Below are 14714 nucleotides of genomic sequence, written 5' to 3' on the forward strand. Positions count from 1 at the left end.
AAAATATGCGCGTAGATAAAATAATCATATATTTCTAATATAATGATTTATATGACTAATTCCCAATTACCGTTTACGCTTACTACGATTCTTTGATCCACCTCAGGGGATTGGTTAAAGTTTGGCCTTTCATCTCGTGCAAAAAATGCGTAATATACGCCGCCTTGCAGTCACAGTATGGTCATTTCTTAACTCATGCGTATCGGACAACACCAGCTCAGAAATCGACTGATCGCAGCGCCTATGGCAGGTATTACCGACCGGCCGTTCAGGACGTTGTGCTACGAGATGGGAGCAGGTTTAACCGTTTCCGAGATGATGTCGTCTAACCCGCAGGTCTGGGAAAGCGACAAGTCCCGCCTTCGGATGGTGCACATTGATGAGCCAGGTATTCGCACCGTGCAAATTGCCGGAAGCGTGCCTGAAGAGATGGCGGATGCCGCGCGTATCAACGTGGAAAGTGGCGCCCAGATTATTGATATCAATATGGGTTGCCCGGCCAAAAAAGTGAATCGCAAGCTTGCAGGTTCAGCCCTTCTGCAATACCCCGATCAGGTGAAGTCAATCCTGACGGCGGTTGTCAGCGCAGTGGACGTTCCTGTTACGTTAAAGATTCGCACGGGTTGGTCGCCGGAACACCGTAACTGTGTAGAGATTGCCCAACTGGCCGAAGACTGTGGCATTCAGGCCCTGACCATTCATGGACGCACCCGCGCCTGTTTGTTCAATGGTGAAGCTGAATACGACAGCATTCGGGCAGTTAAGCAGAAAGTTTCCATTCCGGTTATCGCGAATGGTGACATTACTGACCCGCTTAAAGCCAGAGCTGTACTCGACTATACGGGGGCTGATGCCCTGATGATAGGACGTGCCGCTCAGGGAAGACCCTGGATCTTTCGGGAAATCCAGCATTATCTGGACACTGGGGAGCTGCTTGCCCCGCTGCCATTGGCAGAGGTTAAGCGCTTGCTTTGTTCGCATGTTCGGGAACTGCATGACTTTTATGGTCAGGCAAAAGGGTACCGAATTGCGCGTAAACACGTATCCTGGTATCTCCAGGAGCACGCTCCAAATGACCAGTTTCGGCGCACATTCAACGCCATAGAGGATGCCAGCGTACAGCTGGAGGCGTTGGAGGCATACTTCGAAAATCTTGCGTAATGAAATAAAGAGCTGACAGAACTATGTTCGAACAACGCGTAAATTCTGACGTACTGACCGTTTCTACCGTTAACTCTCAGGATCAGGTAACCCAAAAACCCCTGCGTGACTCGGTTAAACAGGCACTGAAGAACTATTTTGCTCAACTGAACGGTCAGGACGTTAATGACCTGTATGAGCTGGTACTGGCTGAAGTAGAACAGCCCCTGTTGGACATGGTGATGCAATACACCCGTGGTAACCAGACCCGCGCAGCCCTGATGATGGGCATCAACCGCGGTACTCTGCGTAAGAAACTGAAAAAATACGGCATGAACTGATTGATTCTTATATATCAATGAGTTAAATCATATTTGTAAGATATAAACCCGGAATAAAACCCGGGTTTATTTATTGCCTATTTTTTGACCACATCAAAAGACACACATCATTACTCGGCCCTTACCAGCATGTTATCGACAAAAATCCACTCAGGGTGAGAGGTGGGCGCTGGCATTTTTGTTTTACGTTCGCGCCGTGGATCTGCGATTTCAAATGCTGTCGTCATAAAGCGATAAGTCGCCGCCTCAGCCCATGCCTGGGTAAAGCCATACCGTCGTAGCTCATGTATTAGCGCCTCTTCATCAAGTTCCAGTCCGTACACCTCTTCAGCAATAGCGGCGGCAATCTGTAGGCGGGTGCTGTTGGGCAAGCGGTTCACATTCAGCATGACAGGCTCCATCAGGTCAAAAGAAACCGCCTTTCGGCGGCGCTTGGCAGTGAGGGAAGGTTACGGGCAGATAAGCATCAGGTAGCAGTACAGCATCACACAGAGCGCATATGCCTCAGTCATGATTTCCCCGCATAGAACCGGGCATTAAATGCCTTTTGGTTCATCGGCTCGTTACTGTCGGTTTTGCTGACCCCATCTGTTTTGGTGACGCGGCCAGCGTAAAAATTTTTGTTAAATTCGGCCTGACCAGTACCGCCAAAGATATTGCCTTCACGCGCTTCACGCGCCTTTCTCAATGCCGCCATTACAGATTCTTTGCTCATCGTGCGAACCCTCGTGTAATACTGGTGTAACCTCGACCGGCTGCTTTGCTCAGTTCATTCAGGCCATTGGTCACAACATTCGATTCCCAACCGATAACCCCATTAATAGAGCGCGGCAACGGGAAGTTCCCGTCCCTGCTCCATTCCTTCAATTTGTCAGTGGTGAGTGCTTTGCCATATTGGCGCTGATATCTCACACAAACATCATCAGGGCTTACCAGAACCACCTTACTGAGACCCAGCGGGGAGTGAAGCTCTTCGATTCGCTCCACATACCACCCATCACCCGCATAGTACAGGCCGGATGGATGGCGCTTCTTCTCATTAGCCAAGCGGCGTTGTTCTGCGGCTCTTTTCTGCTCGGCCAGAATTGAATCTACTTCGTTCATCGCTATCACCATCATTTTGAAGAATTGACGGCTTATTGTACTATCGTACTGGTTCATGAGTACATAAAGAGATAGTATATATTTGTCGGCCATCCTTCCGACCATCAAGCGCAGAATGACGAAACGGCCCCTACAGAAATGTGGGGGCTTTTTCGTTTTAGGAATTAACTTTGAGAAGTTTTGATTTGAGTAGACTGCTAACTATTGCTAACTAAAATAGTCATAAAATGTAAGCATCACCCTGACATTACCCTGACCAGAACGAAGGCTTTCTCTATCGAGCGACGATTAATCTGACGTCAGTAGGGCATCAAAAAACGTTGATTCTCACTCCATGCTGAACGCCTGTATCAGGATCATTCCGGCCCGCTGGTTCCGAATGGGAATGCGATTGTTAAATACATGTTATGAAAACCCCTTTCCCTGCCTAGCGACGGCGTAGCCGTGTTGTTTGTCTTTCACCCTGCCAAATCTCAAAAGAAGTTTTTCCTGAAAAGTCCCTCATGTCCGTCACTCCGTCATTTATTTATTAAAAAAACATTCAAATCAATAAGATAAATAATGACGGACTTGTGACGGACTTATGCAAGCTCATCAAAACTGCGTCAATATCGGGTCTCTGAGTGATGGACTTATGACGGACTTGTGACGGATTTTTATGAAGTCCATCATATGCTAAGTTGTTGATATATATTTAATAATATTGATTGGTGATGGAGGTGATGGACTTTTGTAAAAAAAACAAATATTTGAGATTGTCGCTGAAAATAAAAAAGGCGCTTATTAGCGCCCTTTGTCTTGTATGTTACATGCGGGTTAAGGCAGCCATTCGTCGGCCGATTCTGCCAGATATACATTATAGCGAACTCCTACAGCTCCCTTTTTCTCAGCAAATTCATGTCCACGCTCTTTCATTATCGCAATAACCGCCTGCCTGAACTTCAGTACCGAAAGTGGATTCTGGAACCCGTTGTATTGCATAAATGCCAAATACGCATGGTAAAGGAACTCTCTGGGCCGCTCCGCGTTTGAGGATGATGCCTTGCCACCCATGCGCATACCTGTAGGCGCTGGCAGTGGGTCCAGGTGTTTAACGAAGGAGTAAATGCTACTGGCCTCCGCTTTAGCGTCAAACGATTCCTCTGAGTCTCGTTGCTGGATGAGCAGACTTTTTGCGGTAGTATCATCCAATTCCTTGAGCAAGTGACGCACGATTACCGGCAATTCGCCTTTCACCTTGTTCATGAAATTCGGGTCAGGATTCGCAACGGGATTGCCAAACTTAAACAATACGCGGCGGCGGGATATGCCCCCGTTATGCTCAGTAAAAACAGCCGGTTCGTTATTCGCCACAATGACAACAGCGTTGATTTTCGCGTCAAACCCCTTCTTGTACTTGGGATTGATGAAAATGGAGTCACCGCCGGTAATGGCTTTTAAATTCGCACAATCGCCGCTATAGGCTGGTTGGTCGCTCATGGTAATGAGCCTGGCATCAATCAATGTTTCTAGAGCCATTGAGTCGCGCAGCGCGTGTAAGGTTGTAGCCTTTGAGCCGTCTTCCCCTGATAGCAATCTGCACAGAGACATAAACACGCTCTTACCGCTACCACCTTTGCCAGTTACCTCAACGTATAGCTGCCATTCGTAGCGATGAGTCAGAACCATATACAGAGCCGCCAGTATCCGCTTGGCCTTCGCTTCATCATTACCGGCATTGTGCGCTAGCCACTTGCTAAAATGTGGGGCGCTGCCGCTCAGTGTCTCTCCGGGGAGTGCTGCTGCATAGTCTATGCCGTTGTGTGACCGTAGCCAGTTTTCCGCACAATGGCTGGAAAATGAACCGTCTATGATTGAGTAAACGCCGTTGGCAAAGGCGATTACCCCGGCTTTTGGTTCCGCCATCTCTGGAGATTGTTTGGTCGATGAATATATCTTCAGCGCTCGCGCGTCGCTCTCAAATACGCTGGCACCTGGTTGGAATCCTCCGCCCCCATAAAAATCAGCCAGATCGCTTTTAACTGCGGAATCACTGACCGCCAGCCAGATAGCACCATCAAAACGGTACAAGGTATCACTTGCCCGATGAAGTGAATAACGGCCAGTCTTTGCAACAAACGCGGCGATGCGTTCGCCGGGTTGAATTTTGCTCAGTGGTAAACCATTAGCCGATGGCGTGTTAGAATGAAAATACGATACAGGCGCACCAGCACTGGTTGACTTCACGTCAGGCGCTGATAGACTTTTTGTGTCAGGCATAAATATCTCCGTCTGTTAAGCTAGCCGGAATTGCGAGTTCCGGCTAGTGAATGAATAAATGCTTTTAAGCAAGTAGAAATCTAATGATGGCTGCTCTACCGGTAGTCATCATTTTTTTTGCGTCTGCTTCAGTTAAAGACAGTAGTAGCAATTCGCACAGCTCCTTATCACTGGCATTCATGACTAAGTAAATCCACGTTTCGCGCTCTGCTCTTATCTCGGCTGTTTCACGCTCTCGCTGCCGTATAGTTTCTTGCCTGCGTGATACCATTTCCTTTGCCCTTAACAGCGTCTGCGTTGCCGCTGGCAGCCTTGCTGCGTTCCTGTGTTGTTGCCGCTTTAGCTCCACCCCAGCACAGTGAGCAATATCCCGAATGTCGTGGCCGCAGTCCCGCGCAAGCTGTAATCCGTCGCGCCACTTATTACAACCCCGGCAGTAACTCGAACCTACATCGTCGTGTTTAAAGTGAAATCGGTCTTTACCGCCACATACGGGACAAGGGATGTGCGCCTGCTTTTCCGGCACGTCGACGCCTAAAGCACGTAACACGGCAGGCCACTTACCCGATGCTGCCGTTTGAATCTCAGCGATTATCGACATAGCCCCCCCCTTTACTTACGGCTCAACCACTCTTCGACATCCCCCCTTCTGAATCCGATCGCCCGGCCATTGCGTCGCACTGGTTGCGGGAAAGACCCCTCTCGCACCCAGACATGAAGGCGTGAGCGATGACGATTGATGATTTCGCATACTTCATCGATTTTCAGCAGCGGCGCGACCGGTAGCTTTTTATTCATGTTTATCACCCTATGTTGTTTGAGACTGTATTGTCGCAGGTAGTCCGGCACATAGCAAATGCCAATAATTATGTCAACCACAATAAATCAAGCAAAAACATGTAGTTGTGGTTGACACAATCCCTTCGGCCACACCCAATATGACGGGGGGATGGTTTTGCGTGGGCCTTTAATCCGGTAGAGGATTACACCTACCAAAAAGGGTAATTAAATATGAACGCATCCTTTAAGCGGTTTTATCCAGCGCTCTCCACCACAAATTAAGCGCCTCTTCCTGTTCTTTAAGTCGCGGATCATGAATGTAAGCCTTGCGGGTATCATCCAGCGCATGGCCCAGTAGTATCTCAATAATGTGCGGCTGAACGCCCAATCGGGTCATGGTTGTTGCAATGGAACGGCGCAGGTCATGAATAGTCCATTTCTCCGTGTGACCCAGCCTGTCGCATATGCCGCGTCCATACTGGCTAACCGCCTCCGGGCGCTTAAGTTCACCCAGTAGGTAATCACTACCATTGCCTTTCGCGCTGTTAATCAGTCGCTCAACAAACGGAACCGCGTATTCAGGTATCGCCCTTTCGATCTCGTTACCGTTCTTCGAATGTCCAGGCGGAACTTTCCAAATCCGTTGACTTAGATTCCATTCCGATACATGAGATTTTCTGACCTCCTGAGTCCTCGCCGGAAACATCAAAAGCAGGCTTACAAGGTTTGCGTAGTAATCATTGGTTGACTCCAGTCCTGACCATCGATAAACGTCCGCCAGTTCCTCCCTGCACAGCACCCGCTTTCTCGCTTGCTGTTTCTCTCCCACAACAGAGGCGGTAAGATCATCCAGTTCGTGATATTGGATGTTCTTCATAATTCGATAATGCCGCACGGCCTGTTTGCACATCTGGAGGCAACCTCCGCACGCAACCGGCGCAGAGCGTTTGTATTCGGCAAACGCTGTCAGCCAGTGCTCGCGCTTGCAGTCCATTAGTGGTAAGTCACCTATTGCGGGATATATCCATTTTGACAGTTGCTGCCTGTGCTTCTCGTGGTTGGTGCGGTTGTTTTTTGCATAATCCTCAAGCCAGAACTCAAGCATGCCCCGAACGGTTATCTGATTTGTGTTGGCCTCGCGCCATGACCTCATTTTGATTGCTGGGTCAAATCCGTCGCGCCGCCAGCCCTTGCACTCTCCAGCCCGTTCTCTGGCCTGAGCCAATGTTAGGCCGCCTGGTTTTCCTGTGTACTCACCCAGCGTTACTACGCGCTCTTTAAACTTCCCGTCGATCTTAGTTTCGTATCGATAGATGAACATGACCGACCCTGACGGGCGACAAAGTGCGGTAAGCCCTTTGCCGTCTGCCATCTTGATCGGCTTCTTTTCATCATGCCCTTTCAGCATGCGACGTAATGCCGCGTCAGTAAGCGCCATAGCAATAAAACTCCTGTAATGAACCCGGAAATTATTAGCACAAGGCAAAATCTAACGCTACAGAATAATAAAGAACTCAAAATTAACTTAATGATATTTAATGCAATTTATATAAAAAGCAAGACAATCTAATTATAGATAGGATTAATAGTTGGTTCATACGGCATGAACTGATACTAATCAGTTAATTGCTTGATTTTGAAGGCGCTACTCGGCATGGGGAAGCGCCTTTTTTATTGCCTGTTTTACGCCTCAGCGTAGAGGATGCGGTAACCTTTAGCTTCAGGAATCACCCGCGCAAAGCCCGATCCACCGAAGTGCATCCCCGCCACCAGCCACTTTTCCGCCGCCGCCTGTGCCAGAATGTCTTTACGCGACGCTTCCGCCTGTTCTCTATCGATATCAAAAGCGATGCTCACGCCCGGAAGTGCGGTCTGAATATAGGGGAAGTGAACGATATCACCCCAGATAATCAGGCTGGCCTCTGGAGTATCAATTCTGAACCCGGTATGCCCCGGTGTGTGCCCAGGCAAAGGGACGGGATGAATCCCCTCGGCAATCGGCGCATCGCTCAGCAGGCGCACACGCTCACCGTAGGCAGCCAGCGTCTGACGCGCGCGAATAAAATTACGCTGCTGACGTTCGTTAGCCTGCGCCAACCGCGTATCGTCCAGCCAGAATGCCTTCTCAAGCGGATGCAGATAGAGTTCAGCATTGGGGTATACCGTCAGGCCATCCTCATTCAGCAAGCCCCCCAGATGGTCAGGATGGGCGTGGGTCAGCAGCACCGTATCCACCGTTTCTGGCAGGACGCCTGCGCCCTGTAAATTGGCTTTCAACTGCCCTCCCACGTTATTCACGCCACCGGTTCCTGAATCCACCAGAATCGTTCGTCCGCGTCCGCGGATAAGATAACCGTAGATATGCAGATTTCCGGGCTCAGCAATCCCCGCCTGCCGCTGGATCTCGCCAGCCTCTGTGGTACTAATGCCAGACAAGAGTTCGAGACTCGCGGCCATATTACCGTCGCTGAGCGGCGTCACCAGAAAGTCGCCAATCTGACGGGAAATCACGTTCATAAACACCTCGTTACGGGGATGATGAGTAGAAGAATAAGATGACAGAAGCTGAAAGCAGAGGACAGCGGAAGCAGAGCCAGATGAATTATCTTCAGGCTTCCCTGCCTGAGAGGACGAGCGGTTACTGGTTAACGACCAGCGCAGGCCGGGTAGCCCACAGACTTTGGGCGCAGATGGTCGCCATAATATTGTCAACCAGCAGCGGTGCCTGCTGATAGAGATCGAACTGCTGCGGGCTCATCAGCCAGTTTTTGATAATACCGCTAAATGCGCTATGTAATACGATCAACACAATCTCAATATTTGTATCAGCAGGTAATATCCTGTTACGCACGCAGGACTGCAATATACTTCTTATCGCATCGTAGCTAAAACCTATCTTCCCTCGGATTTCATGCTCCGGTATCATATCGCTGCTGAATTCACACTTATGATACAGAATCTGCATCAGTGCGTGCTGACGTGGCGTTTCAGCAATATATTGCAAACCGACGACAAACTTATTTCTTAAGTTTAATAACGGATTGACATTATTTGTTTGTATCAATTTATGATGAATTAATTCACGCAGCGGCAGCTGCTCTTCCCACATAGCATTAAATAATTCGCTTTTACTGGCAAAATGCCAATACACCGCGCCGCGCGTTACCCCAGCGGCATCAGCAATGTCGGTCAGCGTGGTGTTGCTCACCCCCCGCTGCGCAAACTGCTCAATTGCCGAATCGAGCAGTAGCTGGCGCGTCTTGAGCGCCTCTTCTTTCGTTTTTCTGGCCATAGCCTGCGTCACTTACCGCAAAATTCACGGTGGATGGAAAATCAATTAATTCAATTTACCATTGAGACTAACCGTAATATTTACCAAAAAGTTTTATAAATGCTAAAAATCAATAAATAAATTAAACGTATAAATCATTAATTAATATTCACATCATGAATGCGTCCTTTTCTTTTCCCTCTGCGTAAATTCTCCAATCCTGCTATTTTTGTGTTTCCGTGCCTTTGATGATTGTCCAAAAATAACTATCTCTTACATCCACCGATGTTTATTTGTAGGATAACGAACTGCTTTTTTTATTCACCCTTTCTTTCACAGATTTTTAGTCAAATCTGGCTATCAATCTATAAGGAACAGCAATGACGAGTCACGCCAGGGTTACACTTTTATCCAGCTTAATTATCTCTGCGGCATTACTTAGCGGCTGCGATAATTCTGGAAGCCAACAAGCGCATGCGCCAACACCTCAGGTTACCGTTCACACCGTGAACAACGCGCCATTGTCCATCACCACAGAATTACCGGGCCGGACCTCCGCGTTTCGCGTTGCTGAAGTTCGCCCACAGGTCAGCGGGATTATTCTCAAACGCAACTTTGTCGAAGGTAGCGATGTCGAGGCCGGACAATCTCTCTATCAAATTGATCCAGCAACCTACCAGGCAGCCTATGACAGCGCTAAGGGCGATCAGACTAAAGCAGAAGCCGCTGCGGTAATCGCTCACCTGACGGTGAAACGCTATGTCCCTCTGCTGGGCACCCAGTACATCAGTCAGCAGGATTATGACCAGGCGGTCGCTACCGCACGTCAGGCCGATGCTGATGTGATGGCGGCAAAGGCGGCCGTAGAGAGCGCACGCATTAATCTGGCCTACACCAAAGTCACCTCGCCGATTACCGGTCGTATCGGTAAATCCAGCGTCACCGAAGGTGCCCTGGTGACCAACGGCCAGTCTGATGCCATGGCCACGGTGCAGCAACTTGACCCTATCTACGTCGATGTCACCCAGTCCAGCAGCGACTTTATGCGTCTGAAGCAGGAGAGCCTGCAGCAGGGCGGCGACGCAAAAAGCGTGCAGCTACTGATGGAAAACGGCCAGCCTTACGCGCTGAAAGGTTCCCTGCAGTTCTCTGACGTCACCGTCGATGAGAGCACCGGTTCCATTACCCTGCGCGCCATTTTCCCGAACCCACAGCACGTACTGCTGCCGGGGATGTTTGTTCGCGCTCGTATTGATGAAGGCGTAAATCCAAACGCTATGCTGGTTCCGCAGCAGGGTGTGACCCGTACACCGCGCGGTGACGCAACGGTTCTGCTGGTAAACGATAAGAACCAGGTGGAAACGCGCAGCGTGGTGGCGGCCCAGGCCGTTGGCGACCAGTGGCTGATTACCAGCGGTCTGAAAGCCGGCGACAAAGTTATCGTCAGCGGCCTGCAGAAGGTTCGCCCTGGCGCCACCGTGAAGGCTGAAGAGGATACCGCGGCTCCGGCTGCGCAATAAGGTACCGATTAAATGTCTAAGTTTTTTATCCATCGACCGGTGTTTGCCTGGGTTCTGGCCATCATCATGATGATTGCTGGCGGCCTGGCAATACTGCAGCTGCCTATCGCCCAGTATCCGACGATCGCCCCGCCTGCGGTGGCTATCTCCGCGACCTATCCAGGCGCTGATGCGCAAACCGTACAGGATACCGTCACCCAGGTTATCGAACAGAACATGAATGGTATCGATAACCTGATGTACATGTCCTCCACCAGTGACTCGGCGGGTTCCGTGACCATCACCCTGACCTTTAAATCAGGAACCGATCCGGATATTGCCCAGGTGCAGGTACAGAACAAGCTCTCGCTGGCAACGCCGCTACTGCCGCAGGAAGTACAGCAGCAGGGTATCAGCGTCGAGAAGTCGAGCAGCAGCTTCCTGATGGTGGCTGGGTTTATCTCTGATAACCCAACGACCGTACAGGACGATATTTCTGACTATATCGCGTCTAACGTTAAAGACCCTATTAGTCGCCTGAACGGTGTGGGCGACGTGCAGCTCTTTGGTGCGCAATATGCGATGCGTATCTGGCTCGACGGCAACCTGCTGAACAAATACAGCCTGACACCGGTTGATGTTATCAACCAGTTGAAGGTGCAGAACGACCAGATCGCAGCAGGCCAGTTGGGCGGTACGCCAGCGGTGAAAGGCCAGCAGTTGAACGCTTCGATTATTGCGCAGACCCGTCTCAAAGACCCGGTTGAGTTTGGTAAAGTCACCCTGCGCGTGAACGCCGATGGCTCGGTAGTGCATCTGAGCGACGTCGCGCGTATTGAACTCGGCGGCGAAAACTACAACGTGGTCGCACGTATTAACGGTAAGCCTGCATCAGGTCTCGGGATCAAGCTGGCGACCGGGGCGAACGCGCTGGATACCGCCAATGCGATCAAGGCCAAGCTCGCGGAGCTGCAGCCGTTCTTCCCGCAAGGGATGAAGGTAGTCTATCCGTACGACACCACGCCATTCGTCACCATCTCGATCCATGAAGTGATTAAGACGCTGTTTGAGGCGATTATTCTCGTCTTCCTCGTCATGTATCTATTCCTGCAGAACATTCGCGCAACCCTAATCCCGACGATTGCGGTACCAGTGGTGCTTCTCGGAACCTTTGCCGTGCTGTCGATGTTCGGCTACTCGATAAACACCCTGACCATGTTCGGGATGGTGCTCGCAATAGGCCTGCTCGTCGATGATGCCATCGTGGTGGTGGAAAACGTCGAGCGTGTGATGGTCGAGGAGAGGCTATCACCCGTAGAGGCCACCGAGAAGTCGATGGAGCAGATCCAGGGAGCGCTGGTTGGGATCGCGATGGTGCTGTCGGCGGTATTCGTACCGATGGCCTTCTTCGGCGGCTCAACCGGGGCTATTTATCGCCAGTTCTCGATAACCATCGTTTCCGCCATGGCGCTGTCGGTACTGGTGGCCCTGATTCTCACCCCAGCGCTGTGCGCCACGCTGCTAAAACCTGCTTCGGCGGATCACTACGAGAAGAAAGGGTTCTTCGGCTGGTTTAACAATAAGTTTGATCAGAGCGTTAACCACTATACCAATAGCGTCAGCGGCATTCTGCGCGCCACCGGTCGCTATCTGCTTATCTACCTGCTGATCGTGGTGGGGATGGCGGTACTGTTTATGCGCCTGCCAACCTCCTTCCTGCCGGATGAAGACCAGGGCGTGTTCCTGACCATGGTACAGCTACCGGCTGGTGCGACGCAGGAACGTACTCAGAAGGTGCTGGATACGGTAACCCACTACTACCTCAATAACGAAAAGTCGAACGTTGAGAGCGTCTTTACGGTTAACGGTTTCAGCTTTAGCGGCCAGGGACAGAACTCCGGTATGGCGTTCGTAAGCCTGAAACCGTGGGATGAGCGTAGCGGCAATGAAAACAGCGCAGAGTCGGTCATCAAGCGTGCCACGATGGCCTTCAGTCAGATTAAAGATGCGATGGTCTTCCCGTTCAACATGCCGGCGATTATCGAGCTGGGTACAGCGACCGGCTTCGACTTTGAGCTGATTGACCAGGGTAACCTTGGCCATACCGCGCTGACTCAGGCACGCAACCAGCTTCTTGGCATGGTACAGCAGCATCCGGATCAGCTGGTTCGTGTGCGTCCAAACGGCCTCGAAGATACCGCGCAGTTCAAACTCGATGTCGATCAGGAAAAAGCACAGGCGCTGGGCGTTTCGCTATCTGATATCAACGAGACTATCTCAGCTGCACTGGGTGGCTACTACGTAAACGACTTTATCGACCACGGTCGTGTGAAGAAAGTCTACGTTCAGGCAGATGCAAAGTTCCGTATGCTGCCAGGCGACGTCAACAACATGTACGTCCGTAGCTCAAACGGTGAGATGGTGCCATTCTCTGCTTTTGTCACTTCGCGCTGGGTGTATGGTTCTCCACGTCTGGAACGCTATAACGGCCTGCCATCCATGGAGATCCTCGGTGAAGCGGCGCCGGGTAAGAGTACCGGTGAGGCGATGACGCTGATGGAACAACTGGCCAGCAAGCTGCCTTCAGGTATCGGCTTTGACTGGACGGGAATGTCCTATCAAGAACGTTTGTCCGGCAACCAGGCCCCTGCGCTGTATGCCATCTCGCTGATCGTCGTCTTCCTGTGCCTGGCTGCGCTCTATGAGAGTTGGTCGATTCCATTCTCCGTTATGCTGGTTGTACCACTGGGCGTTGTCGGCGCGCTGCTGGCAGCCTCACTGCGCGGACTGAATAACGACGTTTACTTCCAGGTGGGTCTGTTGACGACCATCGGCCTATCGGCGAAGAACGCCATTTTGATCGTTGAATTTGCCAAAGATCTGATGGAAAAAGAAGGAAAAGGCATCATCGAAGCCACGCTTGAGGCATCACGTATGCGTCTGCGTCCGATTCTGATGACGTCTCTGGCCTTTATCCTCGGCGTTATGCCGCTGGTTATCAGCCACGGTGCGGGCAGCGGTGCGCAGAATGCCGTCGGTACCGGCGTGATGGGCGGGATGCTGACCGCAACGCTGCTGGCAATCTTCTTCGTGCCGGTGTTCTTTGTGGTGGTTAGACGCCGCTTTACCAAACACTCTGAGTAACACGCTCACTCATGATAAAAGGCGCCTGTCGGCGCCTTTCTTTTTGTCTGTTAGTCAGTAAGATTAGTTCAGCGGGCTCAATGCGTTAGGCCACCTGACCATCAGTTACGCTACGCGACTCGTCATTTCGTTATTTTCCTCTGCATCATTTCTGCATAATTCCACCGTTTTCAGCCTCTCTTCTCCACGATATTTACGAACCACATAAATTGAGATAAATCCCCCTATCTATAGGCTATAGCGCAGGTGATAAAATAAGCCATTCCGTAATACGGCATATTTCTGGCGTAATGAAACGGATTATTTAGAGGCAACATCATGAAAAAATTTATTCTGGTGACACTGCTGGCAACGCTGCTTGCTGGCTGTGCGCATGATTCCCCTTGTGTACCCGTTTATGACGATCAGGGCCGTCTGGTTCACACCAACACCTGCATGAAAGGGACAACACAGGACAACTGGGAAACCGCGGGTGCTATCGCCGGTGGCGCCGCTGCTATCGCAGGCCTGACGCTGGGTATCGTTGCACTGACCAAATAACACAATGGCCAGAAGGCGCCCGCTTTCTGGCCCTTTCTCTTACTTATTGGCAGCGTCAGATGGCATAGGCGTAGCTTTTATTTCTAACCAAATCAGCCCCCACCTTTTAATTCCAGCCAGCAATCTAAATTACCAATCATAATAAAGAGATAGCGAGTAATGTCTTATTTTCAATACTGTGTTTGTTTCGAAAGGGATATTTCAATGAGGCAGGAATACTTTTTATTGTAGGCCGGATAAGGCGTTTACGCCGCCATCCGGCAGTGTGCGCCATCCCGAAGTCGGCGTAACACACCTTGTCCGGGCTACCAGCGCCGTTTGTAGCCCGGGCGAGCGTAGCGACCCCGGAATTTTCACCGTAGTTTTACTTTCCTACAGACGTAAAAAAGCCCATCCTGACGGATGGGCTTTTTTACTTTAATTGATGCCTGGCAGTTCCCTACTCTCGCATGGGGAGACCCCACACTACCATCGGCGCTACGGCGTTTCACTTCTGAGTTCGGCATGGGGTCAGGTGGGACCACCGCGCTACAGCCGCCAGGCAAATTCTTTACTAAGTGCCAAACTTTAACCCGAAAAACTGGTGCTGATACCCAGAGTCGAACTGGGGACCTCACCCTTACCAAGGGTGCGCTC

Annotated in this window: 14 protein-coding genes and 1 rRNA gene; 5 read left to right on the forward strand and 10 right to left on the reverse strand. The window is 50.7% G+C overall.

Going from position 1 to position 14714, the window contains the following annotated elements; all coding sequences use genetic code 11:
- The first annotated feature begins 195 nt into the window (after positions 1–195).
- A complete protein-coding gene (dusB, locus tag V6940_RS14220) occupies positions 196–1161 on the forward strand; it encodes a tRNA dihydrouridine synthase DusB (RefSeq protein WP_333496292.1) in 966 nt (321 codons plus the stop codon).
- Positions 1162–1184: 23 nt separating this feature from the next.
- Positions 1185–1481: a DNA-binding transcriptional regulator Fis gene (gene fis / locus V6940_RS14225; protein ID WP_000462905.1), complete on the forward strand. Its 297-nt coding sequence runs from the start codon at positions 1185–1187 to the stop codon at positions 1479–1481.
- Positions 1482–1591: 110 nt separating this feature from the next.
- On the opposite strand, the gene V6940_RS14230 is transcribed toward fis, so the two are convergent.
- The 9 genes from V6940_RS14230 to envR all read right to left on the reverse strand — a co-directional run bounded on the left by V6940_RS14230 (position 1592) and on the right by envR (position 8916).
- Positions 1592–1870, reverse strand: a complete 279-nt coding sequence (locus tag V6940_RS14230; protein WP_333496293.1) for a hypothetical protein — start codon at positions 1868–1870, stop codon at positions 1592–1594.
- 119 nt (positions 1871–1989) lie between these two features.
- Positions 1990–2196 carry a hypothetical protein gene (locus V6940_RS14235; protein WP_044071072.1) on the reverse strand — a complete coding sequence of 69 codons (207 nt, stop codon included), beginning with the start codon at positions 2194–2196 and terminating at the stop codon, positions 1990–1992.
- Positions 2193–2678, reverse strand: coding sequence for a hypothetical protein (locus V6940_RS14240; RefSeq protein WP_225622919.1), 486 nt, complete (start codon positions 2676–2678; stop codon positions 2193–2195). Before V6940_RS14240 ends, V6940_RS14235 begins: the two co-directional genes overlap by 4 nt.
- Before the next feature lie 723 nt (positions 2679–3401).
- The gene (locus V6940_RS14245; protein ID WP_333496294.1) at positions 3402–4844 is read right to left on the reverse strand and encodes a DNA primase family protein; all 1443 of its coding nucleotides are present in this window, start codon (positions 4842–4844) and stop codon (positions 3402–3404) included.
- Between the two features lie 64 nt (positions 4845–4908).
- Positions 4909–5445 (reverse strand): primase-helicase zinc-binding domain-containing protein, encoded by a 537-nt coding sequence (locus tag V6940_RS14250; RefSeq protein ID WP_331388933.1) that lies wholly within the window; start codon positions 5443–5445, stop codon positions 4909–4911.
- 11 nt (positions 5446–5456) lie between these two features.
- On the reverse strand, positions 5457–5642 hold the full coding sequence (locus V6940_RS14255; RefSeq protein WP_072034101.1) for a helix-turn-helix transcriptional regulator: 186 nt from the start codon (positions 5640–5642) through the stop codon (positions 5457–5459).
- A gap of 226 nt (positions 5643–5868) precedes the next feature.
- Entirely contained in the window at positions 5869–7062 is a 1194-nt protein-coding gene (locus V6940_RS14260; protein WP_219241015.1) for a tyrosine-type recombinase/integrase, read from the reverse strand.
- Between the two features lie 245 nt (positions 7063–7307).
- Positions 7308–8141, reverse strand: a complete 834-nt coding sequence (locus tag V6940_RS14265; protein WP_333496295.1) for an MBL fold metallo-hydrolase — start codon at positions 8139–8141, stop codon at positions 7308–7310.
- A 121-nt stretch (positions 8142–8262) separates the two neighbouring features.
- On the reverse strand, positions 8263–8916 hold the full coding sequence (gene envR / locus V6940_RS14270) for an acrEF/envCD operon transcriptional regulator (RefSeq protein WP_333496296.1): 654 nt from the start codon (positions 8914–8916) through the stop codon (positions 8263–8265).
- Positions 8917–9275: 359 nt separating this feature from the next.
- On the opposite strand from envR, the gene V6940_RS14275 reads away from it, so the two are divergent.
- The 3 genes from V6940_RS14275 to V6940_RS14285 all read left to right on the forward strand — a co-directional run bounded on the left by V6940_RS14275 (position 9276) and on the right by V6940_RS14285 (position 14078).
- Positions 9276–10415 carry an efflux RND transporter periplasmic adaptor subunit gene (locus V6940_RS14275; protein WP_185669779.1) on the forward strand — a complete coding sequence of 380 codons (1140 nt, stop codon included), beginning with the start codon at positions 9276–9278 and terminating at the stop codon, positions 10413–10415.
- 12 nt (positions 10416–10427) lie between these two features.
- Positions 10428–13538, forward strand: a complete 3111-nt coding sequence (locus V6940_RS14280) for an efflux RND transporter permease subunit (RefSeq protein WP_333496297.1) — start codon at positions 10428–10430, stop codon at positions 13536–13538.
- Positions 13539–13856: 318 nt separating this feature from the next.
- Positions 13857–14078 (forward strand): lipoprotein, encoded by a 222-nt coding sequence (locus V6940_RS14285; RefSeq protein ID WP_333496298.1) that lies wholly within the window; start codon positions 13857–13859, stop codon positions 14076–14078.
- A gap of 426 nt (positions 14079–14504) precedes the next feature.
- Here V6940_RS14285 and rrf read toward each other — a convergent pair.
- Positions 14505–14620 (reverse strand): 5S ribosomal RNA (rrf, locus tag V6940_RS14290).
- Positions 14621–14714: the final 94 nt, after the last annotated feature.

Source organism: Kluyvera sp. CHPC 1.251 (genome assembly GCF_036759945.1).
GTDB classification, from domain to species: domain Bacteria; phylum Pseudomonadota; class Gammaproteobacteria; order Enterobacterales; family Enterobacteriaceae; genus Kluyvera; species Kluyvera sichuanensis.

Coding starts and splice junctions, on each gene's coding strand:
- V6940_RS14260 (WP_219241015.1), bottom strand. CDS start 7,062: ATGGCGCTTACTGACGCGGCATTACGTCGCATGCTGAAAGGGCATGAT.
- V6940_RS14230 (WP_333496293.1), bottom strand. CDS start 1,870: ATGCTGAATGTGAACCGCTTGCCCAACAGCACCCGCCTACAGATTGCC.
- V6940_RS14250 (WP_331388933.1), bottom strand. CDS start 5,445: ATGTCGATAATCGCTGAGATTCAAACGGCAGCATCGGGTAAGTGGCCT.
- V6940_RS14280 (WP_333496297.1), top strand. CDS start 10,428: ATGTCTAAGTTTTTTATCCATCGACCGGTGTTTGCCTGGGTTCTGGCC.
- envR (WP_333496296.1), bottom strand. CDS start 8,916: ATGGCCAGAAAAACGAAAGAAGAGGCGCTCAAGACGCGCCAGCTACTG.
- V6940_RS14255 (WP_072034101.1), bottom strand. CDS start 5,642: ATGAATAAAAAGCTACCGGTCGCGCCGCTGCTGAAAATCGATGAAGTA.
- V6940_RS14265 (WP_333496295.1), bottom strand. CDS start 8,141: ATGAACGTGATTTCCCGTCAGATTGGCGACTTTCTGGTGACGCCGCTC.
- dusB (WP_333496292.1), top strand. CDS start 196: ATGCGTATCGGACAACACCAGCTCAGAAATCGACTGATCGCAGCGCCT.
- V6940_RS14235 (WP_044071072.1), bottom strand. CDS start 2,196: ATGAGCAAAGAATCTGTAATGGCGGCATTGAGAAAGGCGCGTGAAGCG.
- fis (WP_000462905.1), top strand. CDS start 1,185: ATGTTCGAACAACGCGTAAATTCTGACGTACTGACCGTTTCTACCGTT.
- V6940_RS14245 (WP_333496294.1), bottom strand. CDS start 4,844: ATGCCTGACACAAAAAGTCTATCAGCGCCTGACGTGAAGTCAACCAGT.
- V6940_RS14285 (WP_333496298.1), top strand. CDS start 13,857: ATGAAAAAATTTATTCTGGTGACACTGCTGGCAACGCTGCTTGCTGGC.
- V6940_RS14275 (WP_185669779.1), top strand. CDS start 9,276: ATGACGAGTCACGCCAGGGTTACACTTTTATCCAGCTTAATTATCTCT.
- V6940_RS14240 (WP_225622919.1), bottom strand. CDS start 2,678: ATGGCCGACAAATATATACTATCTCTTTATGTACTCATGAACCAGTAC.